The organism is Mesorhizobium sp. C372A, assembly GCF_030323245.1.
Lineage (GTDB): Bacteria > Pseudomonadota > Alphaproteobacteria > Rhizobiales > Rhizobiaceae > Mesorhizobium.
Map to the genome: position 1 here is coordinate 5,702,507 of NZ_CP100475.1, position 22,770 is coordinate 5,725,276.

Annotated in this window: 22 protein-coding genes and 1 pseudogene; 6 read left to right on the plus strand and 17 right to left on the minus strand. The window is 63.0% G+C overall.

Features of this window, described 5'->3' with window-relative positions:
* Positions 1–59: 59 nt before the first annotated feature.
* On the minus strand, positions 60–875 hold the full coding sequence (gene pssA / locus NLY42_RS27565) for a CDP-diacylglycerol--serine O-phosphatidyltransferase (protein ID WP_023672701.1): 816 nt from the start codon (positions 873–875) through the stop codon (positions 60–62).
* A 3-nt stretch (positions 876–878) separates the two neighbouring features.
* Positions 879–1,937: a phosphatidylserine decarboxylase gene (locus tag NLY42_RS27570; protein WP_348528079.1), complete on the minus strand. Its 1,059-nt coding sequence runs from the start codon at positions 1,935–1,937 to the stop codon at positions 879–881.
* Between NLY42_RS27570 and NLY42_RS27575 the strand changes: the two genes are divergently transcribed.
* Entirely contained in the window at positions 1,843–2,523 is a 681-nt protein-coding gene (locus NLY42_RS27575) for a lysozyme inhibitor LprI family protein (RefSeq protein ID WP_198022201.1), read from the plus strand. The genes NLY42_RS27570 and NLY42_RS27575 overlap by 95 nt on opposite strands.
* 81 nt (positions 2,524–2,604) lie before the next feature.
* Here NLY42_RS27575 and NLY42_RS27580 read toward each other — a convergent pair whose 3' ends face one another.
* The gene (locus NLY42_RS27580) at positions 2,605–3,771 is read right to left on the minus strand and encodes a DMP19 family protein (RefSeq protein ID WP_023754738.1); all 1,167 of its coding nucleotides are present in this window, start codon (positions 3,769–3,771) and stop codon (positions 2,605–2,607) included.
* A 223-nt stretch (positions 3,772–3,994) separates the two neighbouring features.
* Between NLY42_RS27580 and NLY42_RS27585 the strand changes: the two genes are divergently transcribed.
* Entirely contained in the window at positions 3,995–4,885 is an 891-nt protein-coding gene (locus tag NLY42_RS27585) for an SMP-30/gluconolactonase/LRE family protein (protein WP_023703212.1), read from the plus strand.
* Here NLY42_RS27585 and NLY42_RS27590 read toward each other — a convergent pair.
* The 5 genes from NLY42_RS27590 to NLY42_RS27610 all read right to left on the minus strand — a co-directional run bounded on the left by NLY42_RS27590 (position 4,864) and on the right by NLY42_RS27610 (position 10,994).
* A complete protein-coding gene (locus NLY42_RS27590; protein ID WP_023685667.1) occupies positions 4,864–5,199 on the minus strand; it encodes an antibiotic biosynthesis monooxygenase in 336 nt (111 codons plus the stop codon). The genes NLY42_RS27585 and NLY42_RS27590 overlap by 22 nt on opposite strands.
* 447 nt (positions 5,200–5,646) lie before the next feature.
* Positions 5,647–6,729, minus strand: coding sequence for a transposase (locus tag NLY42_RS27595; protein WP_023754741.1), 1,083 nt, complete (start codon positions 6,727–6,729; stop codon positions 5,647–5,649).
* An 87-nt stretch (positions 6,730–6,816) separates the two neighbouring features.
* Positions 6,817–8,697 carry an ABCB family ABC transporter ATP-binding protein/permease gene (locus NLY42_RS27600; RefSeq protein WP_023703211.1) on the minus strand — a complete coding sequence of 627 codons (1,881 nt, stop codon included), beginning with the start codon at positions 8,695–8,697 and terminating at the stop codon, positions 6,817–6,819.
* Between the two features lie 23 nt (positions 8,698–8,720).
* Positions 8,721–9,056 carry an ArsR/SmtB family transcription factor gene (locus tag NLY42_RS27605; RefSeq protein ID WP_023703210.1) on the minus strand — a complete coding sequence of 112 codons (336 nt, stop codon included), beginning with the start codon at positions 9,054–9,056 and terminating at the stop codon, positions 8,721–8,723.
* Between the two features lie 231 nt (positions 9,057–9,287).
* Complete coding sequence (locus NLY42_RS27610) at positions 9,288–10,994, minus strand: LysM peptidoglycan-binding domain-containing protein (protein WP_286488904.1); 1,707 nt, start codon at positions 10,992–10,994, stop codon at positions 9,288–9,290.
* A 125-nt stretch (positions 10,995–11,119) separates the two neighbouring features.
* Here NLY42_RS27610 and NLY42_RS27615 point away from each other — a divergent pair, with 125 nt between their 5' ends.
* From NLY42_RS27615 to NLY42_RS27630, 4 genes and pseudogenes are all read left to right on the plus strand, one after another.
* Entirely contained in the window at positions 11,120–11,731 is a 612-nt protein-coding gene (locus NLY42_RS27615; RefSeq protein WP_023673582.1) for an LOG family protein, read from the plus strand.
* Complete coding sequence (locus NLY42_RS27620) at positions 11,718–11,921, plus strand: hypothetical protein (RefSeq protein ID WP_156933749.1); 204 nt, start codon at positions 11,718–11,720, stop codon at positions 11,919–11,921. The genes NLY42_RS27615 and NLY42_RS27620 overlap by 14 nt, the downstream gene beginning before the upstream one ends.
* Before the next feature lie 192 nt (positions 11,922–12,113).
* Positions 12,114–13,418, plus strand: coding sequence for a sulfotransferase family protein (locus tag NLY42_RS27625; RefSeq protein WP_023754761.1), 1,305 nt, complete (start codon positions 12,114–12,116; stop codon positions 13,416–13,418).
* Positions 13,419–13,576: 158 nt separating this feature from the next.
* Positions 13,577–14,568: pseudogene (locus NLY42_RS27630) on the plus strand (transporter).
* 66 nt (positions 14,569–14,634) lie between these two features.
* Here NLY42_RS27630 and NLY42_RS27635 read toward each other — a convergent pair.
* From NLY42_RS27635 to cysS, 9 genes are all read right to left on the minus strand, one after another.
* On the minus strand, positions 14,635–15,321 hold the full coding sequence (locus NLY42_RS27635) for a glutathione S-transferase family protein (protein ID WP_023754762.1): 687 nt from the start codon (positions 15,319–15,321) through the stop codon (positions 14,635–14,637).
* An 11-nt stretch (positions 15,322–15,332) separates the two neighbouring features.
* Positions 15,333–16,262, minus strand: coding sequence for an EamA family transporter RarD (gene rarD / locus NLY42_RS27640; RefSeq protein ID WP_023742610.1), 930 nt, complete (start codon positions 16,260–16,262; stop codon positions 15,333–15,335).
* 139 nt (positions 16,263–16,401) lie between these two features.
* Positions 16,402–18,018 (minus strand): citramalate synthase, encoded by a 1,617-nt coding sequence (cimA, locus tag NLY42_RS27645; RefSeq protein WP_023756389.1) that lies wholly within the window; start codon positions 18,016–18,018, stop codon positions 16,402–16,404.
* 187 nt (positions 18,019–18,205) lie between these two features.
* Positions 18,206–19,162, minus strand: a complete 957-nt coding sequence (pip, locus tag NLY42_RS27650; protein ID WP_023754764.1) for a prolyl aminopeptidase — start codon at positions 19,160–19,162, stop codon at positions 18,206–18,208.
* A gap of 8 nt (positions 19,163–19,170) precedes the next feature.
* Entirely contained in the window at positions 19,171–19,647 is a 477-nt protein-coding gene (locus NLY42_RS27655; RefSeq protein WP_023687309.1) for a GFA family protein, read from the minus strand.
* Entirely contained in the window at positions 19,644–20,135 is a 492-nt protein-coding gene (locus NLY42_RS27660) for a GFA family protein (protein WP_023692880.1), read from the minus strand. Before NLY42_RS27660 ends, NLY42_RS27655 begins: the two co-directional genes overlap by 4 nt.
* Positions 20,136–20,157: 22 nt before the next feature.
* On the minus strand, positions 20,158–20,544 hold the full coding sequence (locus NLY42_RS27665; protein WP_023692879.1) for a VOC family protein: 387 nt from the start codon (positions 20,542–20,544) through the stop codon (positions 20,158–20,160).
* A complete protein-coding gene (locus NLY42_RS27670) occupies positions 20,541–20,945 on the minus strand; it encodes an endonuclease domain-containing protein (protein WP_023692878.1) in 405 nt (134 codons plus the stop codon). The genes NLY42_RS27665 and NLY42_RS27670 overlap by 4 nt, the downstream gene beginning before the upstream one ends.
* A 283-nt stretch (positions 20,946–21,228) precedes the next feature.
* A complete protein-coding gene (gene cysS, locus NLY42_RS27675) occupies positions 21,229–22,662 on the minus strand; it encodes a cysteine--tRNA ligase (protein WP_023754765.1) in 1,434 nt (477 codons plus the stop codon).
* Between the last annotated feature and the right edge of the window lie 108 nt (positions 22,663–22,770).

Consider the following 22,770-nt stretch of genomic DNA (forward strand, 5'->3'; position numbering starts at 1 on the left):
CGTACCGACCCCCTCTGTCGCCTTCGGCGACATCTCCCCCTCAAGGGGGGAGATAACAACTACCCAATATCCGACGGCGGCACTTTTTCGCCCTCGCGCTTGGCGCGCTTCGAATACGCCCGCACGCTGAAAGGCAGGAAGATGAGATAGCCTGCGACAGAGGCGGTCAGCGTGTACCAGGGATAGGTCATCAACAGCAGGACGTAGAGAACGACCGCCAGGATGATCGGCAGCACCTTGTCGCCCGGCACTTTCAGGCTTTTGCCGGAATAGACCGGCAGCCGGCTGACCAGCAGGAAAGCGACCAGCACAGTGAAGCCGGTGGCGACGAATGCCGTCAGGCGGTCCGGCTCGAGACCGAGCCGCAGGAAGGACAGATAGAGCGGCAGCATGACCAGCACGGCGCCGGCCGGCGCCGGCACGCCGACGAAGTATTCGCTCTGCCAGATCGGCCGGTCATGGTCTTCGTCGAGCACGTTGAAGCGCGCCAGCCGCAGGCCACAGGCGATGGTGAACAGAAGGGCTGCGATCCAGCCGAATGAGCCGGCGCGGTCGAGCAGGAAGGCATAGAGCACCAGTGCCGGTGCGACGCCGAAATTGACGATGTCGGCCAGCGAATCCATCTGCGCGCCGAATTTGGATGTCGCCTTCAACATGCGCGCCAGGCGCCCGTCTATGCCGTCCAGGAAGGCGGCGAGCAGCACCATCACCACGGCCGGCTCGAAACGGCCCTCGAAGCCGAAGCGGATGCCGGACAGGCCGGCGCAGATGGCAAGCACGGTGACCAGATTGGGCAGCACCATGCGCATCGGAATTTCGCGGATGCGCGGGCCGCCGCTGCCATGGGCCTCGAACTTTTTGAACGGCGCGCCCACCGCTTACGAAATCCTGACGAGCGGGGTTGCGGCGACGCCGCCGAATTCGGCGAGCACGGTTTCGCCGCCGACCGCCGTCTGGCCGACGGCGACGCGCGGCACCGCGGTCGACGGCAGGAAGACGTCGACGCGCGAGCCGAAGCGGATCAGGCCAAAGCGTTCGCCGACGGCAATGGAGCCGCCCGTCTCGGCCCAGCAGACGATGCGGCGCGCCACCAGGCCGGCAATCTGCACGGCGACAACGATGCCGTTGGGACTGTCTATGACCAGCCCGTTGCGCTCGTTCTCCGAGCTTGCCTTGTCGAGTTCGGCATTGAGGAACTTGCCCGGCCGGTGCTCGATTTTGGTGATGCGGCCGCGCACCGGAGCGCGGTTCACATGGCAGGAAAAGACGTTCATGAACACCGAGATGCGGGTCATCTCGGTGTTGCCGAGGCCAAGCTCGCGCGGCGGCACGGCCGGGCCGACCGCCGAGATGACACCGTCGGCGGGACTAACCACCAGCCGGTCGTCGACCGGGGTGACACGCTCGGGATCGCGGAAGAAATAGACGCACCAGGCGGTCAGGATCAGGCCGATCCAGAACAGCACCGAGGAGAAATAGCCGAGGAACAGCGTGCCCGCACCAAAGGCGGCAATGAACGGATAGCCCTCGCGATGGATCGGAACGAAGGCATTCTTGATCGAATCGACAAGGCTCATCGGATGGGGCTCATGGGATGGGGGCGGTCCCTGTTTCAGGTCCGGCCTCAATACCGGAAAGGCTCCGCTGCCGCAACGCAACATTGGGCAAGGCCGCATCGTCCGCAGCCGGCAGAAACGGTGACGTGCTTGCCTGTCGGCTGCTTTGCCGCCAGAATTCGGGCCAACGCCGGCTGAACGCGCGGCGAAAAGGCCGACTTCCATGGCGCCAAATTCAGGCAAAACGTATCTTGTTGCCATACGATCGTCAGCCGTGGGTGCCGTTTTGACCGTACTTGTGGCAGCGAGCGACCACGCAGTTGCGCAAGGCAAGCCATCCTTCGACTGCGCCAAGGCCGCCAGCGTGGCGGAAAAGGCCATTTGCGCCGATCCGGTCCTAGCGCAAGCCGATGCCGACGTCGCGAAGAATTATACCGCGCTGCTGAAGAGGCTCGATGCTCATGCCGGCAAGGCGCTGCGGGACGACCAAAGCGATTTCATCGCGTATCGCGACCAGATCGCCGGCTTCAACGAAAGTTCGCCCAAGAACCAACAGACTTTCGATCTCGGCGAATTCCTGCGCGACCGCGCAACCTTCCTGTCCGGCATACGCAAGCCCCCCGATGCAGGTTTGATCGGCACATGGAGCAGCGTGCGCGGCAGCGTCGACATCAAGGCTGTTGGCGGAGGCAAGGTCGAAATCTCGGAAGATGTCGTTTCCAATCCAGTCTCGGGAAGTGGGTCATGCGAGATCGACGGCACGGTCGAGGAGCGCAACACTCTGCGGCTGGTCGACCGTGCCGTCGACAACGACAACCCAACCGGTTTTGTCTTTACCTTCCGACGCGACGGCGATGCGCTTGTCGTCGAGCAGAGCGGCGCCGGCAAGGATGGCAGATCGGAGCCCCTGTCATGCGGTGCCAACGGCCATGCCGATGGCACGTTCTTCCTGACGGAGAAAAAGTAGGCTTGCTGTCGCTAACCCGCCGCAGCGGAGCGATAAAAGTGGGCATTGAGCTCGGCCATAGCGGCCTCAGCGAGGCTTTCATCATCCTTGCAGCGCAAGAGGACACCGCCGTTCCGCAACGATTGGAAAAGGAAGACTTGGCCTGATGCCAGCACCACCCAATTCACGATTGCTCCTTCCTCCTTCTGCACCACCGAATTCGCAGAACGATGGCATCCGTCGGGTCGAAGCCTGCCTTGCGGAGCAGGAGGTCGACGGCGGCGGGAGCATGGTATTGTTCCGCCAGCTCAATGACCGCTGTGATCTCGGGCTCTTCAGCAATGCCAAGCTTGGCGCTAGCGGGCTCTCGCCTGGCGGTATGACAAGCAACTCTTCTGGAGCGATGTACTCGTAGACCGTGACGTGTGTCTCCGTCGCACTGCATAGTCGGGTCTTCTTCGCGCTGGTCTGAAGTTGAAAAACCAGCTGTTTCTCTCCTTCTATGTTCAGCATCCTTGCCATGCCGAACGCGATTTTGATCTCGGGCGGCGCGATCTTGGCGCAGGCAAGGCCGGCCCCGACATCGCGCCAGCTCAAGATCATCTGGCCTGCCAAGTTGCCAACGGACTTATGAAGAAGCCTGCCTTCGCGCTTCGGATTGGCCATCACCAGCCGGTGTATGACGTCGTCGTAATCGTCACTATCGACAACTTGCAGATCAGGCCATGACGCGATCCAGCGCGCCAAAAGGTTTTCCATGGGCGCGGCCTCATCCGCAACGTAGAACGCATGATCAAGTGTATCGAGAAAATCATCCCGCCCGCCCTCGAAGCCCGTCTGCTGGGCGGCTTCGTTGGGATGGTCTGCAATCCAGCTGGACATCTTTTCCAAAGTCGCAAGCTGGCCCTTTGCGCCACAAGCAGTGAGTCCAGCTCGTGCGTTGGCAATCATGGCGCCGATTTCCTGCCCGGCATTGTGGATGAATTGACTATGGCCGCCGTTCTTTACCTCCGAAGAGTACGAGTCGGCATGAAGGACCTGCATCGCCTTGGTGTCGATTTCGGGATAACGATAGAGTCCTTTGGAAACCATCGCTGTGACGAATTGCATGACAGCGAAGACGAGAAAAAACGGCTCTTCATCAGGATCCTCAACGTTCGAACGCAGTACGACGACTGGCAACGGCAGGCCGAATTCCAACTGCTTTCCAGAATCTGATGCCGACTTCTCGGACGTTTTCTTGGATTTGCGGGAAAAGAAACCGAACATCGAAAATACTCTCTTGGTCGCAAAACTTGCGCGAACGGGTTATTTCCGACGCGACAATATCAGCTGCCCTCAAGGATTAAAGGCACTCTGATCCAGAGGCATCCGCACGATGGTTTGCCGAAATTGTCGACGGTGTCGGGGCGCCACAGATTCATACGTCCTTGGCAGGAAAGCGCTTCGCGACAATGCCGAATTGCGGCGAGTCGACAAACCAGGGTCAGAGATGCCATCCTCGAAATCAGTCGCCCTGAACGCCAAGGTCATTACAGAAGGCCTCGCTTTCGGAGAGTCTCCCCGCTGGCACGACGGACGCCTGTGGCTCTGCAACTGGGGAACCGGAGAGATCGTCGCGGTGGATGAGGACGGCGGGAACCAGGTGATGCTCACCGTGCCGGCCATCCTGCCCTATTCGATCGACTGGTTGCCGGATGGCCGATTGCTGATCGTCTCGGGTCGGGATGGCTTGTTGCTGCGGCAGGAGGCGGATGGAACGCTGGCCACCCATTCCGATCTTCGGTCGCTGTCAAACAGCCCGTGGAACGAGATCGTCGTCGACGGGCGCGGCAACATCTATGTCAATGGCGGCGGGTCGGCGCCTGCACCGGGCGAGCATTTCGGGCCCGGCACCATCGTGCTGATCACGCCGGACGGCTCGGTTCGACAAGTGGCCGAGAACATCGCTTTCGCCAACGGCATGGCGGTGACGCCGGACAACAGGACACTGATCGTGGCGGAGTCGCATGCCAACCGGCTGACCGCCTTCGATATCGCGGAGGATGGCGGGCTTTCCAACCGCCGGGTCTGGGCCGATCTCGATGGCTTTCCCGACGGCGTCTGCCTCGATGCCGAAGGAACTGCCTGGTATGCGGATGTTCCCAACAAACGCTGTGTGCGGGTGCGCGAAGGTGGCGAGGTGTTGCAGACAGTCGATGCCGATCGCGGCTGCTTTGCCTGCATGCTGGGCGGGCCGGATGGCACGACACTGTTCATCGTCGCCGCCGAATGGCGTGGTTTCGAGAACATGATCAGCGATGCCCGCACCGGCCAGGTGCTGAGCGTCGAGGCGCCAGCACCTGGCACGGGCTGGCCCTCCTACATCTCAGGCAGACGCTGATAGTTGGCGATATCGGCCTTCACACCCAGCCGGGCAATGGTCTCCTGCGGGTTGAAGCCCGCCCGCTCGTGGGCCGCCTTGACGATCGGCACGACATTGTCGACGGCCGCCTGGTTTTCCCATTCGACAATGGTGACCAGGTTGAACTCGCCCGGACCCGAAAATTGCTCGAGCACGAAATCCTGGACGAAGCCTTGCTGCAGGCGCAGCAGTTCATGCGTTGCCCTGACCTTGCGAAGGATTTCTTCACGGGCCTCGGCAGGAACGACGAATTTGTCGACCCTGAACACGGCTGCCTCGGCAAGTTTATCCATTTGAATCTGTCTCCGTTCTTGAACGACTTGGGTTCGGTGGCTCAGGAACGGGTTTGCGATCTCAACTTAGGTTGAGGTCAAGGGGAAATTTTCGGTGGTGATGATGGCGACGACGCTGCATATCACCCCCCTTGAGGGGGAGATGGCCGGCAGGCCAGAGGGGTCGGTTCGACTGGATGCGCCCCCCTTGCGACCGATGAAGGTTAGCGCTCCACGCGCTGCGACCCCCTCTGTCGCCTTCGGCGACATCTCCCCCTCAAGGGCATAGGCGCTAAGATAGCTTTGGCATGGACTGAAATTTGCGCTTTCGTGGTGGTTCGCGCCAGCGATATCGCAAGGCACGGAGATTTCGGCGCAGGGCCGCCAAGGAAGGTTGAGTAAAGATGGTCGCGATCAGAGAGGCGACGATCTGGCGGGTGGCGCGCCACAGTAGCGGGCGCCCGTCGCTCAAGGGGGAGAGACACCCAACTCCTGCGAGAGGGGTTCGGTCACGAGCGCGATGAGGAAGTGGGCAAGGATCCAAGGCCTTGCGATCCTTGGGTCTTTGGCGGGAGGAGAGCGCAGCCCGATCAGGCTCTTCAGGCGCTTGAAGGCGAGTTCGATGCGCCAGCGCATGCGGTAGAGCTTGAGGACCGTATCGGCGGGAAACTCCTCCCGGTCAAGCGAGGTCACAAGCAGGACGAAGCCGGCCGCAATCAGCGTCTGTGGTTGAACCTTGTTGCCCTTGGCCCTGGCTTCCTTGTTGATTTTGCGCCGCGCTTCTTGTGCCGCAGCCTCGGATTTGCGCAAGGCGATCAGGCGCATCTTCACAGGCTCGCCCTTCTTGAGTGCCAGCCGGGCAGGCGTTTCGCAGACTTCCTCCCGGCAGTTCTCCAGGTAGCCGATGAGATCGAACGCCCTGCCGTTGGCGTCGAGCCATCGCGCGTTTTTCCACGACGCGCGCACAACAACATCGCCGCCTTGCGCCATCACCTTTGCGATCCGCTCGGCCTGCAGATAGGCGCGGTCACCGATGCGGATCTCGCCCGGCACCACCGGCACGCGGTCGATCAGCTCGGCCTCGCTCTGATCGGTGATCTCGATGAAGTCGAACTGCTCGCGCTCAAGCTCGAAGGCGCAGTGCATGCGCCAAAGACCATTTTTCTTCTTCTCATACGCACCGGCCTTGGCAACCGCTGTCGCATCGAGGATGCGAACCAGTCGGCCTTTGGCCAAACCTGCATCCTCGCGCTTCAAAAGGTGCCCAATCAACTGCTGCAGCCATGGTCCTGCATTGCGCAGCCGGCCAAGCAACGCCACGTCCGAAATGTCGGCTATCCCGCTCGCCGCCGCCCAGGCCACGACGCCCCGCATGCCAACCTTGCCAAGGCAGTAAGCCAGTGTCAGGCGCAACAGGTCGCTCGCCGACCTGACGCCGCGCGGGCGCAGGAACGCCTTCGTCTCGCGGGCACTTGCTGCGATCAACTCTTCGCCGCCCAGAAGCTCAATCGTCTCGGCCCAGCCGTCATCAACAAGCGATTCGTGTGTCATCGCAGTGTAGAATCACACCCGATTCCGCAGGGCAATACCTATCTTAGCGCCTATGCCCTCAAGGGGGGGAGATCGGCGCTCCGCCGCCTAGCTCACCTCCGAAGTCCGCCTGCGCACAACCACACCCAGCTCATCGCTCTCGCGTGCAACTCGAAGCCTCTCTTCGGCTTCTGTCGCTTCGCGCTGGCGGTCCCACATCGACGCGTAGAGGCCATGCTTTTGCATCAGCTCGGCATGGGTGCCGCGCTCGGCGATCTCGCCGTCCTTGAGCACGATGATCTCGTCGGCGGTGATCACCGTCGACAACCTATGCGCAATGACGATGGTGGTGCGGCCCTTGCTGACCAGGTCGAGGGCGGCCTGGATTTCCTGTTCGGTGTGGCTGTCCAGCGCCGAGGTCGCCTCGTCGAGCATCAGGATCGGCGGCGCCTTCAAAATCGTGCGGGCAATCGCCACGCGCTGCTTTTCGCCGCCCGACAGCTTTAGCCCGCGCTCACCGACCATCGAGCGATAACCTTCCGGCAGCCGTTCGATAAACGGGCCGATCTGGGCAAGCTCGGCGGCTTTCTGCATATCCTCTTCGCTGGCACCGATGCGACCGTAACGGATGTTGTAGGCGATGGTGTCGTTGAACAGCACGGTGTCCTGCGGCACCATGCCGATCGCGCCGCGCAGGCTCTGCTGGGTCACATCCCTGACGTCCTGGCCGTCGATCAGCACCTGACCACCCTGGACGTCGTAGAAGCGGAATAGCAGCCGCGAAATCGTCGACTTGCCGGCGCCGGACGGTCCGACAATGGCCACCGTCTTGCCGGCCGGCACCTCGAAGGAGACACCTTTCAGGATCTTGCGGTTGGGATCGTAGGCAAAATGCACGTCGCGGAACTCGACCTTGCCGGCTGTAACGGCCAGTGGCTTGGCATCCGGCTTGTCGGTGATTTCCTGCGGCACATCGAGCAGGTCGAACATTTGCTCGATGTCGGTCAGCCCCTGGCGGATTTCGCGGTAGATGAAGCCGATGAAATTGAGCGGCACCGCAAGCTGCATCAGCATGGCGTTGATGAAGACGAAATCGCCGACCGTCTGCGTGCCGGCCTGCACCTCCAGCGCCGACATGCACATGACGATGACGGTGCCGAGACCGAAGATGATGCCCTGGCCGAAATTCAGCCAACCGAGCGAGGTCCATATTCTGGTCGCCGCCATTTCATAGCGCGCCATCGAACGGTCGAAGCGCTCAGCCTCCATACCCTCGTTGTTGAAGTATTTGACGGTCTCGTAGTTGAGCAGCGAGTCGATCGCCTTGGTGTTGGCGTCGGTGTCGCTGTCGTTCATGTCGCGGCGGATCGAAATGCGCCAGTCGCTGGCGCGAACCGTGAACCAGACGTAGAGCCACACCGTGGCCGCCACCACGACCACATATTTCCAGCCATAGGTGTAGGCGAAGATGCCGGTGGTCAGCGCGAATTCGAGGATGGTCGGCGCCGTGTTCAGCATGATGAAGCGCACGATCGTCTCGATGCCCTTGGTGCCGCGCTCTATGATGCGCGACAGGCCGCCGGTGCGGCGCTCGAGGTGAAAGCGCAGCGACAGCTGGTGCATGTGAACGAAGGTGCGGAACGCGAGCTGGCGCACCGCATATTGGCCAACGCGGGCAAACAGCGCGTCGCGCAGCTGGTTGAAGCCAAGCTGCACCAGCCGCACGACATTGTAGGCGACGACCAGCATCACCGGCGCCAGCAGGAAAGATGGCAGCGGCGGCGGCGATTTGGCGTCGCCGGCCAGGGCATCCGTCGCCCATTTGAAGAAATAGGGCCCGGCAACCAGCGTCAGCTTGGCAACGACCAGAAGCAGCGTCGCCCAGGTGACGCGTGCCCTGAGATCGGGGCGGTCGGCCGGCCACATATAGGGCCACAGATTGCGCAAGGTGCCGAAGGTCGAGCTATCGGAAACGGTTTTTTCTGCCACTTTTCTTGCCTTTTGGTGAGAGATCAGCGGCCGGAGCAGCAGGAATTGACGAGTGCGGTCAGCGATGCGGAAACGTCGGCGAGCGCGGCGCGGTCGAGTTGATAGCGCGAGCGCTGGCGGTCGGGCTCGAAGCGGACCAGCCCGGCTTCGACCAGGATCTTCAGATGCTGGGACACGGTGGACTGCGCCAGATCGAGATGATCGACCACCTCGCGGCAGCAGCAGGAATTGCTGGCCGAGAGATGTCTAAGGATCTCGATGCGCGCCGGGTGCGAGAGTGCGGCGAAGCTCGCGGCAACGGCGCGGCTTTGGGGCGGTGCGCAGTTTGCGTGGTCTGGTTCAGCGAGCGAGTCTGCCATCGTTCATCGGCGATAGACGATGAACGGGTGCGTGGCAAGCTAACCCGATGGGTAGAGCGACCTAATCTCCCCCCTCGAGAGGGAGATGTCGCCGAAGGCGACAGAGGGGGTCGGTACGTCCTGACGCAACGTCGTTTGCAGCAAAGAGAAGGTCGGCGTTCTATGCGCGGCGACCCCCTCTGGCCTGCCGGCAATCTCCCCCACTTGGGGGGAGATTAGCCAATCGCCAAACTACTGCGTCTTCGTCTGCGCCGTCGTCACTTGCTCGCCCATCGCCTTGAGGTCGGCGGCTTCGCCTTCCTTGGACTTTTCCGGAACCTTGAACACCTGCCCCGGCCAGATGCGGTCGGGATCGCTGATCTGGTCCTGGTTGGCGAGATAGATGGTCGAGAAGCGCACGCCGTGACCGTAGACGCGCCGTGAGATCCGCCACAGCGTGTCGTGCCTGCGGATGATCACCGCGCCGTCGGCATGTTCAAGCTTTGGCGCCACCGTCTCTGGCACATCGGGCGTTGCCGCCGCGACGACGGCTGGAACCTCAGCGGCAGGCGCTGCCGGTGCCGCAGGTGCCCCGGCAACCGCCGGGGCAGCCGGAGCCGGCGCTTCAGCCGCCGGTGCGGCTGGTGCGGATGCGGCAGCAGCTGGTGCGGGCTTCGCAGGGGCAGCCGCGATAGTGGCTGGCGCCGCAGGCTTCGGAGCGGCCGGTGCTTCGGCAGCAGCCGGTGCGGCCGGCTCAGCAGGCTTTGCTTCGGCGGGCTTGATCTCGGTGGGCTTGGTCTCGGTGGGCTTGGCCTCCGCGGGCGCCACGGCGGCGATCGCTTCGCCGGGTTCGCGCTCGAACGGCACGGCGGCGCGCGCTACCACCTTCACGCCGTCGGCATCGAGACCGTCGACATGGATGGTGTAGTTGCCGACCGGGATATCGCGCGTTGCCTCGACCAGGAAATGACCGTCGGGCGAGGTCACCGCATCACCAAGCAGGATATCGTTGGCATAGGCGCGCACCTTGCGGCCGGCGTCAGCCAGACCGGCAACGAAAATCTTGTCGCCGTCGATCTCGACCGCTTCGACGACGATCTTGGGTTCAGCCACGGCGGCAGCCGGCGGCGTTGCCGGTGCCGCCGGTGCCGGCACCGGTGCTGCCGGAGCGGCGGCGGCTTCCACAGCCGGAGCTGCAGGCGCGGTTTCAGCGGGAGCGGCGGGTGCGGTCGCGGCAGGTGCATCGGCGGCCGGGGCAGCGGCCTGATCGCCGGCGGCCGGTGCCGCGGGCTCAGGCGCCGGGACGCTAAGCAGCTCGGCCGGCTTGCCGGGTTCCTCGACCATCGCCAGCACCTGGCCGGCGGCGTCCTTGGGAACCGAAACGACGGCGGTCTGCACGGAAGGGGTAACCACATCGCCGGCCGTCGCGCGCAACGCAATCGTATAGTCGCCGGGCTTCAGCGGATCATCGAGAACGATGACGAAGGCGCCGTCCGGACCGGCGACAGTCGAGCCAAGCACCGAGGAGCCGTTGAGGATCTCGATCTTCGAATTGGGCGCAGCATTGCCGGCAACGACGATCGAGCCGTTGCTTTCGACGCGCACGACGTCGAAGCTCGGCGCAACCGGGCCGGCCGCGGCCGGCGCTGGGGTTGTTGGGGCAGCAGCGGGCGCGGCAGGTGCCGCCGGAGCCGCAGCTTCGGTCGCGGGAGCCGTTGCGTCGGCAGGCGCGGGTGCTGCGGGAGCCTTGGCATCGGTGGGCGCGGCGGGCGCCGGCGGCAGCCTTCCCTCGGTCCCCGGATCGGCCAGCTTTTCAGCCGGCGGCGTCAGCGATGCAATCGCCGCAGGCGGCGTGGGATTCAGATACGGGTCGAGTGCGCCCGATACATAGGCGGTTCCGACGACCGCGACGGTCCCACCGGCCGCGAACAGAAACGCCTTCAATGGATTAACAGCCATATTTCCCCTACCCCTTAGCCACCTGAAGCCGGTCTAGCGTGTTTTGCCGGCACCGACAAGAAAAAGCCCGGGCTTGTCAGCCCTTGGGGCTTGACCCCGCATTCAGACCCAATCACCAATCACGAATGAACACGATTCGATCCGTCTGCGTCTATTGCGGCTCGTCTCCGGGCCGCGATGAAATCTATGCCAAGGCCGGGCACCTGCTTGGCCGCTCGCTCGCCAAAGCCGGCCTGCGGCTGGTCTATGGCGGCGGCACCAAAGGCATTATGGGCGCAGTCGCCGAAGGCGCGCTCAAGGCCGGCGGCAAGGTAACGGGCATCATTCCGCGCTTCCTCATCAACAAGGAGGCGACCGAAACCGCGCTTGACCGGCTCGACGAGTTGCTGATCACCGACAACATGCACGAGCGCAAGCACAAGATGTTCGAGAAATCCGACGCCTTTGTGGCGCTGCCTGGCGGCATCGGCACGGTCGAGGAAATCGTCGAGATCATGACCTGGGGCCAGCTCGGCCATCACCGCAAGCCGATCGTCTTCGCCAACGTTCAAGGATTCTGGGATCCGATGCTGGCGCTGCTCGACCATATGGCCAGCGAAGGCTTCATCCACACCGCGCAACGGGTCAAGCCGCTGGTGGTCGAAGACCCCGAGGCCATCGTCGCCGCCATCATGGTGGCGGGGTCGTCGGTCGATGCGCCGACGGAAGGCGTGCAGTCTGTAATTGACAAGATGTGAGGACGAAGCCGGCCTTGGCGCAGGCGGCCAGGAATTGAGCCCGGTTGGTGTCGTCGGCCTGGCGCACCAACTGCGCCGCGTCGTGCTGGCGCTCAAGGCTGCCGGCTACGAAACACTGGGCAACACCTGGACGGCGACAGCAACAAGGCCAGCCTGGCCCAGAAGCAGAAGTCCAATGCGAAGCCACTGATCGACTGCATCTGCTTGGCAAGGATCTGTAGCGTTGGGGCAGCTGACTTCGATCTGTCCAGCTTTTCTTGAGCTCCGTCTTGTGCGCAATGTAAGCACGTTGGCGACGATTTCCATTTGCAGCCCGCTTCGCAGTTGGTTATCGGAGAACATTGGGCGGGAACGGAAATTTGGAGAGCGAGACAAAGGGGAGATGAATCCGCGCGAGCGATTGACGGCCGCGAAGGGCGAGATCGCGTCGGAACCAAGGACGGCGATCCTGGTCCTCGGAATGCACCGCAGCGGCACCTCGGCGCTCGGCGCCCTCGTCGCCGCGCATGGAGCCACGCCGCCGAAACATCTGCTGCCCGGGAGCCTCCACAATCCCAAGGGACATTGGGAAAGTACCCCACTCACCATCGCCGACGACCACCTGCTCACGGCGGCCGCCTCCTCCTGGCAAGATTGGCTGCCGCTAGATCGGCAGTGGCTGCAGTCGCCGGCAGCCGAGCGATTTCGGCCCATGATGACGGCGATCATTGCCAGCGAGTTCGGCGATGCCCCCCTGTTTTTCGTCAAGGATCCGCGGATCTGCCGGTTCCTTCCCTTCATAGCCTCGATCCTGGCCGATCTCAGGATTGACCCGATCGCATTTCTGCCTGTTCGCAACCCGCTCGAAGTCGCCTGTTCGCTGCAGGAACGGGATCAAATGGCACTGCCGACAGCGTTCATGCTGTGGCTCAGGCACGTGCTCGAAGCGGAGCATCATTCGCGACACATGCCGCGCTGTATCCTGCGCCACGAAGACCTGTTGAGCGACTGGCGACATCAGATGGACCGCGCGGCCAGGGAGACCGGAATCGTCTGGCCTGTCACGTCCGATCACGCCGACGCCGCAATCGCCGAGTTCCTGGACAAGGATCTGCATCATCAGCGGGCCTCGGTCGCTGATCTGCAAAACCATCCGGATGCCACGCCGTTAGTCCGCAGTGCCTATGCCATTTTGCGCAGTATGGCGTCTGAAGGCGACAGCCAGGACTTGCGCGACCAGCTCGACAGGGTGCGGGCGACGTTCGATGAGAGCTGCGATGTGGTTGGCAAGGCCGTTGCCGCAGGGAACCTGGCCGCTAAACGGCTACACGGCGAACTGGGAAAGGGCATCGTCGAGCGTGACGCCCTCGCTGACGCCCAACAGGCCCTCATCCGAGACCGAGACAGCTTCATGGCGGAGCGTGACGCGCTCGCTCACGCCCAGCAGGACCTCATCCAAGCCCGAGACAGCTTCATGGCGGAGCGTGATGCGCTTGCTCACGCCCAGCAGGACCTCATCCAAGCCCGAGACAGCTTCATGGCGGAGCGTGACGCGCTCGCCCTGGGCCAAGACGGCCTCGTAGCCGAGCGTGGCGCGCTGGCCAGGATCCGAGACGACCTGGTGGCGGAGCGCGATGCGGCGCTTGCGTCACGCAGATGGCGATTGACCGGACCATTGCGATGGGTGAGCTCCATTCGTCGGCGATAGCAGCAAACACTCTAAACGCTGCTCGACAAACTGTGATCGCCTGTCAAGAAACCGTCACACGGAACCCGCCTCCCTCGTGTTACGAAGGACGGGTCGGCATCCGCGCGTCGGCATAGTCGAAATCTGAACCTGGTCGAAATTTCTTGGCGAGGCGAGCCGTGAACATTGCTCTCAACGCGGAAGGCCTGTCGCCTTACCTGCCCGACGAGCACGGGCTGTTCTTCATCTACCATTTCACCGCCGAGGGCCTGCGCACCAAGGACGCGGCCGAGGTTGCATGGACATGGCGCAGCTACCAGCTGTCCGACCTGCGCGCCCGTCATGAGATCGCCGCCGAGCAGGCTCTGCCCGGGCCGGTGCGCGAAGCTTTCCTCGGCGCCAGCCAGGGTTGCCACATCGATCTCGAGGATGCCTGGCTTTATGGCGACCTGCCGGATCTGCGCCACGACTATTCGGCGGAAGCGCGCGGGCTCGGCCATTTCCGTTTTGCGCTCAACGACAAGACGCTGATCGGCGCGCGCAAGCAGCCACTGGAATCGGTCGATCTCATCCGCAAGGCGGTGGAGAGCGGCTCGCGCAAATTCCGCTCCCCCGCCGATCTGGTCGAAGCGGTCATGGGCCAGTCGCTCGACGGCATGGCGGCCGAGCTCCACGGTCTTGGCGATACGCTGGACGGCATCGAGGACCGTATCGTGCGCGATGCCTGGCACGGCGAGCGGCAGGCGCTGGTCGAGGCGCGCCGTCAACTGGTGGTCATCCACCGGCAGATGGCGACGCTCACAAACCTTTTTCGCCATCTCGACCATTCGCATCGCAATGAGCTGCCCGATCGGATCAATGACATGGCGACAAGGCTCTCGCACAGGGCACACACGCTCTATCACGACGGCGAGCAGTTGCAGGCACGCGCAAGGTTGCTGCAGGACGAGTTGATGGCCAAGCTGACAATGCAGTCCAACCAGCTGCTCTATGTGCTGTCGGTGATGACGGCGGTGCTGTTGCCGATGACATCATATCAGGCCTGTTCGGCATGAATGTCGGTGGCCTGCCCATGGTCAATACGCCGATGGGCTTCTGGGTGGTCTCGGCGGTTTCGATCGTGATCGCCGCGGCGACCTACATGTTCGTAAGGCGGCTCGGGCGGACGTAACGCCCCGATCCCTTTGTTTTCACGCAATTCCCAAGGGAACGCGACGCGCTTTTCCTGGAATGCTCATCACGCCGTAGCGCGAAGATCCTCGACGATGGTGCCGGCGGCAGCGACCTCCGCCTCATGGTCCGGCTCCCGCCAGGTCTCGGCGAGACCCGCCGCATACCATTCCTGCATGGCCGGCAGGCCAAGCAATTGCGGGGGATAGGCTGCAGCTGCCCCTTCGAAAGACAGCCCATAGGATAGCACACGGAACGCCACCGGAGCAAAGAAGGCGTCGACGGCGGTAAAATGGCCGCCGGCAAGGAACGGCCCGCCGAACAGGGCAAGGCCATCGTTCCAGAGATCGCCCAAACGGAACAGATCCTGCGTCAGCGCGTCCGACATCGGCAACGGTTTCACCCGCAAGCCGCAATTCATCGGGTATGCGCCGCGCAAGGCCGTGAAACCAGAATGCATTTCGGCGGCGGCCGAGCGCGCCCAGGCTCGCGCCTTGGCCTCGGCAGGCCACACACCATGGTGGCGCTCGGCAAGGTACTCGGCAATAGCCAGCGAATCCCAGACAGCCCAGCCGTCATCCACCAGGCAAGGCACACGCCCGCTGGGCGAGAACGCCCGGTAGAGATCGAAACTGGGCCCGGTCGGAAACGGCGTCAATTGCTCCTCGAACGGAATGTCGAGGGTGCGCATCAGCACCCATGGCCGCAGCGACCATGACGAATAGTTCTTGTTGGCGATATGCAGCACGTACATCGAAAGGCTCCCTACTTCGGGGCCAACGCCACCGGGCGGATTTCACGGCCACGAAACATCGACCAGGAATACATCGCCAATGCCGCCCAGATCAGCGCGAAGGCAATTGCTTGCGTGGTGCCGAACGGCTCGTCGAAAATCAGCACGGCGATCAGGAACACCATGGTCGGTGCGATGTACTGCATGATGCCGATGGTGGAGAGGCGCAGAAGCTTGGCGCCGAAGGCGAACAGAAGCAGCGGCACCGAGGTGACTGGGCCGCAGCCGATGAGCAAAGCCATATCGGTGCCGTTGCTGGAGATGAAATGGTCCTGGCCGTTGACGACCAGGAAGACGATGTAGGCAAGCGCCGGCACCGACAGCAAAAGCACTTCGAGCAGAAAGCCCTGGCTCGGGCCGATCGGCAACGTCTTGCGGAAGAACCCATAGGCAGCGAAGGAAAAGGCCAGCGCCAGCGACACCCAGGGCAATTTGCCGGCGTCGACGGTGAGCACGGCAACGGCGATCGCCGCCAGTGCCACGGCCGCGATCTGCAGCCGGTCGAGCTTCTCGCCGAGAAGAGCCGCGCCAACGACGATGCTGACCAGTGGGTTGATGTAATAGCCGAGCGCCGTCTCGACGGTGCGGTCAACCGAGATCGCCCAGACATAGATGGCCCAATTGACGGAGATCAGGGTCGCCGTCAGCGCCGCCATGGCGATGCTGCGCGGCGAGCGGATTGCCGCCTTGAAATCGGCGGTCCGACCGGCCCAGACCAGCACCGCGGCGGCAATCGGCACCGACCAGACGATGCGGTGGGCGATCACCTCGATCAGCGGCAGATGCGCAACCGCCTTCATGTAGAAGGGCAACAGGCCCCATAGCAGATAAGCGCCGAGCGCGAGGAGAAAGCCGCTGCGGGCTTTGGAGTCGGCGTCGGGCTGGATCGTGTCGCTGGCCATGGCAAACGCTATGGCCCAGTGGGCCATCCAAAACCATCGCAAAATTATGATGGATCAATGGACTTCCGCTGATGGCTCAAGGGGCGGCGCCAGGTCCTCGCCCCACTTCGGGTGGCGAGGAAACCCACGTCTTGCAACCCTACTCCGCCGCCACCAATCCCGCCATGTCGCGGTTCTTCATCAGCTTGTAGACGATCGAATCCATCAGCGCCTGGAAGGAGGCGTCGATGATGTTTTCCGACACGCCGACCGTCCACCAGCGTGCGCCGGTGCCGTCATGCGATTCGATCAGGACGCGAGTGATCGCCTCGGTGCCGCCATTGAGGATACGCACCTTGAAATCGGCGAGCTCCATGTCGGCGATCTCGCTCTGGAACTTGCCGAGGTCCTTGCGCAACGCGATGTCGAGCGCGTTGACCGGGCCGTGGCCTTCGGCCACCGACATCTTCTCCTCGCCCTCGACCATCACCTTGACGATGGCTTCGGAGACCGTCTTCAACTGGCCGTTGACATCGAAGCGGCGCTCGACCATGCAGCGGAACGAAGTGACGTTGAAGAACTCCGGCAGGCCGTGCAGCATTTTGCGCGCCAACAGCTCGAAGGAGGCATCGGCGCCCTCATAGGCGTAGCCCTCGGCCTCGCGCTCCTTGACCACCGAGATCAGCGCATCGAGACGATGGTCGTCTCTGGGCACATCGATGCCGCGCCGCTTCAGCTCGGCGAGGAAATTGGCCTTGCCGCCCTGGTCCGAAACCATAACGCGGCGGCGGTTGCCTACCGCCTCGGGCGGCACATGTTCATAGGTCGCCGGCTCCTTGGCCAGGGCGGAGGCATGGATGCCGGCCTTGGTGGCGAAGGCTGAGGCGCCGACATAGGGCGCCTGCGCTTCCGGAGCGCGGTTCAGCAATTCGTCGAAGGCGCGGGAAAGCCGGGATATCCCGGTCAGCGCCTCGGCCGAGATGCCGGTTTCGAAGCGATCGGCGAAAGCCGGCTTCAGCGCCAGCGTCGGTACGATCGAGACCAGATTAGCGTTGCCGCAGCGCTCGCCGATGCCGTTCAGCGTGCCCTGGATCTGGCGCACGCCGGCCTCGACGGCGGCGAGCGAATTGGCCACCGCTTGGCCGGTGTCGTCATGGGCATGGATGCCGAGATGGCCGCCCGGAATGCCTGAAACAATGACCTTGTCGACGATGGCGCGCACTTCCGAGGGCTGCGTGCCACCATTGGTGTCGCACAACACCACCCAGCGCGCGCCGGCATCATAGGCGGTCCTGGCGCAGGCCAGTGCGTAGTCCGGATTGGCCTTGAAGCCGTCGAAGAAATGCTCGCAATCGACCATCGCTTCCTTGCCGGCGGCAACAGCTGCTTCGACCGACGCGTTGATCGAGTCGAGGTTTTCCTCATTGGTGCAGCCGAGCGCGACGCGGACATGATAGTCCCAGCTCTTGGCGACGAAGCAGATGGCGTCGGACTTGGACTGCACGAGCGCTGCCAGGCCCGGGTCGTTGGATGCCGACACGCCTGCCCGCTTGGTCATGCCGAAGGCGACGAACTTTGCCTTCGCCGTGCGCTTCTGCCGGAAGAAGGCGGTGTCGGTCGGATTGGCGCCGGGATAGCCGCCTTCGACATAGTCCATGCCGAACTCATCGAGCAGCTTGGCAATCGCGATCTTGTCCTCGACGGAAAAGTCGATGCCCGGCGTCTGCTGGCCATCGCGGAGGGTTGTGTCGAAGAGATAGAGGCGTTGTTTGGTCATTGTTCTGTTGGCGCGCGAGCACCCCCCTCTGGCCTGCCGGCCATTTCCCCCTCAAGGGGGAAGATCGGCAGCTTTAGCGTCGGATCGTTTCCTGCAGCGACGGAGATTTGCGAAAGCGCCGATGACAGCCAATCTCCCCCCTTGAGGGGGAGATGTCCGGCAGGACAGAGGGGGGTGCCACGCGCTGTCATTTCCCCGCAAACCCATCCGTCGCGCGTATCAGCCGATCCAGAATCCCCGGCTCCGAATAGGCATGGCCGGCGCCTTCGATGAGGTGGAAATCCGCCTTCGGCCAGGCCTTGTGCAGGGCCCAGGCATAGCGCGCCGGGCACGGCATGTCGTAGCGGCCGTGGACGATTGTGCCGGGAATATCCGCGAGCTTATGGGCATCGCGCAGAAGCTGCCCCTCCTCCAGCCAGCCGGCGTGGACGAAATAGTGGTTCTCGATGCGGGCAAAGGCGATGGCGAAGTCGTCCTCGCCGAACTTGTCGCTGGTCTCCGGCTCCGGTAGCAGCGTGATCGTCTCACCTTCCCACAGGCTCCAGGCAAGGGCGGCTTCCAGCTGCGCCTTGCCATCGGCGCCGACCAACCGCCTGCGGTAAGCGGCCATCATGTCGCCGCGCTCGGCTTCAGGAATTGGCGCCAGGAAACGCTCCCATTTGTCGGGGAACATCTCGGAGACGCCGAACTGATAGTACCATTCGAGTTCGGCGCGGGTCAGCGTGTAGATGCCGCGCACGACAAGCTCGCTGACGCGATTAGGATGCGTCTCGGCATAGGCCAGCGCCAGCGTCGAGCCCCACGAGCCGCCGAACACCAGCCATTTTTCGAAGCCGCACATCTCACGCAGCCGCTCGATGTCGGCAACCAGGTGCCAGGTGGTGTTGGCCTCGAGCGAGGCGTTGGGTGTCGATTTCCCGCAGCCGCGCTGGTCGAACAGGATGACGTCGTAAAGCTTCGGGTCGAACAATTGCCGATGTTTTGGCGAGAAGCCGCCGCCGGGACCGCCATGCAGGAAAACGGCCGGCTTGGCGCCCCTGGTTCCGGAGCGCTCCCAGTAGATATGATGGCCGTCGCCGACATCGAGCATGCCGGACTCGAACGCCTCGATCTCTGGATAAAGAGTACGAAGTTCACTGTTCATTTCATTGCTCATATTTTCAGGCCGTGCGCGGGCCAGTCCGTGGTTTCGTGGTCGGGATGCTGGAAGGAGATGATCTGCTCCTGGCGGGAGTAGAAATCCGGATCCTGATGCATGGGCTGGTCAAAGATCGTTTCCACCCAAGGCAATCGGACCGCGTAGTTGACCTGGATCTGCGGCGCCAGATCGGAGCGGTCGTCGAAGGCGCCGATGGCGATCTCCAGTGCGCCAGGTTGGCGATAGGTCAGCGGTGTACCGCAGCGGGCACAGAAGCCGCGATCGATGTTGACCGACGACTGGAAATAGGTGGGCTCTTCGCGCATCCATTCGACGCCATCCTTGGGCACTGTCACCAGCGCGCCGAAAAACGAACCGAACTGTTTCTGGCACATGCGGCAATGGCAGATGGACGCCCGGCCGAGCTTGCCCTTGATGCGGAAACGCACGGCACCGCACTGGCAGCCGCCGGTTCGAACTTCATCGGTCATAACTTTTCCTCTGGCGGCCATTGTTCGGTGTCATGGTCGGGATGCTGGTAGGAGACGAGCTCGGCGAGATAAGGCGCCGACGACATGTCGGCCATGGTGTCCTCGCCCGGCAATTGCGGGATGGTATCGACATAGGGAAGTTTTGCCTCCGTGCCCCACTGGATCAGCGGCACGATATCAGCCGGATTGTCGAAGGCGCCGATGGCGAGGCCGATGCCGTCGGGCGCGGTAAAGGTCAGCGGCGTGCCGCAATTGCCGCAAAAGCCACGATCGACGTGGCTGGACGAGGCGAAATATTTCGGTTCGCCGCGCGTCCAGTCGAGTTTGGCGCCACGCACCGAGACCAGGGGCGCGTAAAATGAGCCGAACGCCTTCTGGCACATGCGGCAATGGCAGATCGAGGCGTCACCCAGCGCACCCTCGACGCGAAAGCGCACCGCGCCGCACTGGCAGCCACCGGTGTAGATCGGCCGGTTGTCGAGGCTCATGGCGTCTCACTCCGTTTCATAGTCATTCGGGCGCATGGCAGACGGCCTCGACATTGTTGCCGTCGGGATCCAAGACGAAGGCGCCGTAATAGTCCGGGTGATAATGCGGGCGCAGCCCCGGCCCGCCATTGTCCTTGCCGCCGGCGGCGAGCGCCGCGGCATGGAAGGCGTCGACCTCGGCGCGGCTGCGCGCGGTGAAGGCGACGTGCTGATGGGTCCTCGGCTTGTCATCGCTGGCCTGCAGCCAGAACACCGGCCGGTCGCGGCCATAACCGCCGACCTTGGCGCCGCCGGTATATTCCAGTGGCACCATGTAGATCAGCGAGGCGCCAAGCGGTGCCATCGCCTGGTCATAAAAGGCTTTCGACGCGTCGAAATCGGCGACATTGATGCCGAGATGGTCGATCATGAAACAAGCTCCTCCCTTGCTGGCGCCGGCACGTCGGCGCCGGCCAAGCCGGCCCCGATGACGATGTGCTGGCAGACATTGTCGATATCGCGGATGACGTCGTCGTTCCAGAAGCGCAGGATGGTCCAGCCACTGGCACTCAATTGAGCGCTGCGTGCCTTGTCGCGTTCTGCATCTTCTACGTCGGCATGCTGACTGCCATCAACCTCGACTACGAGGTGGTGGGCCGAACAGGCGAAGTCGACAATGTAGGGCCTAATCGGTACCTGTCGGCGAAAGCTCATCCCCATCAGCCGGTGAGCCCGCAACTCATTCCACAGTTTCAGCTCGGCATCGGTCATGACGCGACGCATGGACTTTGCATTCTTGCGCTGACGCGATGGAACGAGGTCGTGACCCATGCTCAGGCCACTCCGCGCTGGCGATTAGCGAAAACCGAGGCGAGGGCTGATCTCCCCCCTTGCGGGGGAGATGTCCGGCAGGACAGAGGGGGGTGCTGTCCCGCCAGCGTCTCAACCGGCAGCCATTGCGTTCTCAGAAAGTGACCGAAATGAAAGTGGGCAAGAAGCAACGCTGGCGTTCCTTCACACCCCCCTCTGTCCTGCCGGACATCTCCCCCGCAAGGGGGGAGATTGGCTGTCGCTCCGGCCTTCGCCAATCTTACAACGGTGTCTCGCGCCACCCTCACCGCTTTACCTCCCACGTCGTCACGCGTTCGCCAGTGATAGGATCCTTGCCGTCTTTCAGCTGCACACCCTGCGCCAGAAGCTCATCGCGGATGCGATCGGCTTCGGCCCAGTTTTTCGCTGCGATCAGTTCCAAGCGCTTGGCGATCGCCTTGGCGACCGCAACCTCGTCGACCTTGGCCGCGCCAATATCGAAGCCGAGGAACAACAGCGATGCCTTCAGAGATGCGGCCGCTTCGTTGCCCTCCGCGGCCTCACCGGCAAGCTGCGTGAGTTGCTGGAAGGCGGCGTAGGTGGCGAGGTCGTCCGACAGTGCCGCCACAATCTCCGCCGGGACTTGCCCTGCCGACGGCGCCAGGTCAGCTGCGCGTTTCCATTTGCGCAGCGTGTTCTCGGCTTCCTCCAGCTTGCGCACGGAGAAATCGATCGGCTCGCGGTAATGCGTCATCAGCATCGCCAGACGCAGCACCTCGCCCGGCCATTTGCGGCCGCCGAAAGTTTCGGTCTCCAGCAGTTCGGCGATCGCGTAGAAATTGCCGACGCTCTTCGACATTTTCTGGCCCTCGACCTGCAGGAAGCCGTTGTGCATCCAGACATTGGCCATGACGTCGGTGCCGTGGGCGCAACGCGACTGGGCGATCTCGTTCTCATGGTGGGGGAAGATCAGGTCCAAGCCGCCGCCATGGATATCGAAGACATCGCCGAGATAGGCGGCCGACATGGCCGAGCATTCGATGTGCCAACCGGGCCGGCCCCTGCCCCATGGGCTGTCCCAGCCGGGCTCTTCCGGTGACGACAATTTCCACAGCACGAAATCGCCCGGGTTCTTCTTGTGAGCGTCGACGGCAATTCGCGCACCGGCCTGCTGTTCGTCGAGATTACGCTTCGACAGCTCGCCATATTCCGGCATCGAGGCGGTGTCGAACAGCACTTCGCCGGCGGCGACATAGGCGTGGCCGCGTTCGATCAAACGTTCGATGAGGGTGATCATGTCAACCTTGCCGTCGGCGCGGCGCGCCACGAACTCGGTGGCGCGCGGCTCGACCGTCGGCGGCAAGCAGCCTAGTGCGGCGACATCCTTGTGGTACTGATCGGCGGTCTTTTCGGTGACGCGGCGGATCGCTTCGTTGAGCGTCAGGTTTCCCGACGCGATCTCGGCGCCGAAATCGCGCAGCGCGCGGGCGTTAATCTTGTCGTCGACATCTGTGATGTTGCGCACATACGTGACACCAGTCTCGCCGTAGAGGTGACGCAGCAAACGGAACAGCACGTCGAAGACGATAGCCGGACGCGCATTGCCGATATGGGCAAAGTCGTAGACGGTTGGGCCGCAGACATACATGCGCACATTCGACAGGTCGATCGGGACGAACACGTCCTTCGTCCGCGTTAGCGTGTTGTAGAGGCTGAGACCCTTCGATGCGTCAGACATGCGTGCCCTTCCGGTCCGTTAAGTTCTGGAGAGAGCCTTACCTGTGCCAAGGCACAAATCGGGCTCCAGCCTGCTGGCCGGGGCGTTTGTCCACTCTGGGGAAAAATG

Excerpts from the sequence above, each read along its gene's own strand:
- NLY42_RS27590 (WP_023685667.1), bottom strand. The coding sequence starts at position 5,199 with ATGGATAAACTTGCCGAGGCAGCCGTGTTCAGGGTCGACAAATTCGTC.
- NLY42_RS27585 (WP_023703212.1), top strand. The coding sequence starts at position 3,995 with ATGCCATCCTCGAAATCAGTCGCCCTGAACGCCAAGGTCATTACAGAA.
- NLY42_RS27595 (WP_023754741.1), bottom strand. The coding sequence starts at position 6,729 with ATGACACACGAATCGCTTGTTGATGACGGCTGGGCCGAGACGATTGAG.
- pip (WP_023754764.1), bottom strand. The coding sequence starts at position 19,162 with ATGAACAGTGAACTTCGTACTCTTTATCCAGAGATCGAGGCGTTCGAG.
- NLY42_RS27570 (WP_348528079.1), bottom strand. The coding sequence starts at position 1,937 with ATGGCCTTTTCCGCCACGCTGGCGGCCTTGGCGCAGTCGAAGGATGGC.
- rarD (WP_023742610.1), bottom strand. The coding sequence starts at position 16,262 with ATGGCCAGCGACACGATCCAGCCCGACGCCGACTCCAAAGCCCGCAGC.
- NLY42_RS27635 (WP_023754762.1), bottom strand. The coding sequence starts at position 15,321 with ATGTACGTGCTGCATATCGCCAACAAGAACTATTCGTCATGGTCGCTG.
- NLY42_RS27625 (WP_023754761.1), top strand. The coding sequence starts at position 12,114 with ATGAATCCGCGCGAGCGATTGACGGCCGCGAAGGGCGAGATCGCGTCG.
- cysS (WP_023754765.1), bottom strand. The coding sequence starts at position 22,662 with ATGTCTGACGCATCGAAGGGTCTCAGCCTCTACAACACGCTAACGCGG.
- NLY42_RS27655 (WP_023687309.1), bottom strand. The coding sequence starts at position 19,647 with ATGACCGATGAAGTTCGAACCGGCGGCTGCCAGTGCGGTGCCGTGCGT.
- NLY42_RS27605 (WP_023703210.1), bottom strand. The coding sequence starts at position 9,056 with ATGGCAGACTCGCTCGCTGAACCAGACCACGCAAACTGCGCACCGCCC.
- NLY42_RS27665 (WP_023692879.1), bottom strand. The coding sequence starts at position 20,544 with ATGATCGACCATCTCGGCATCAATGTCGCCGATTTCGACGCGTCGAAA.
- NLY42_RS27660 (WP_023692880.1), bottom strand. The coding sequence starts at position 20,135 with ATGAGCCTCGACAACCGGCCGATCTACACCGGTGGCTGCCAGTGCGGC.
- NLY42_RS27610 (WP_286488904.1), bottom strand. The coding sequence starts at position 10,994 with ATGGCTGTTAATCCATTGAAGGCGTTTCTGTTCGCGGCCGGTGGGACC.
- NLY42_RS27615 (WP_023673582.1), top strand. The coding sequence starts at position 11,120 with ATGAACACGATTCGATCCGTCTGCGTCTATTGCGGCTCGTCTCCGGGC.
- NLY42_RS27580 (WP_023754738.1), bottom strand. The coding sequence starts at position 3,771 with ATGTTCGGTTTCTTTTCCCGCAAATCCAAGAAAACGTCCGAGAAGTCG.
- NLY42_RS27670 (WP_023692878.1), bottom strand. The coding sequence starts at position 20,945 with ATGGGTCACGACCTCGTTCCATCGCGTCAGCGCAAGAATGCAAAGTCC.
- cimA (WP_023756389.1), bottom strand. The coding sequence starts at position 18,018 with ATGACCAAACAACGCCTCTATCTCTTCGACACAACCCTCCGCGATGGC.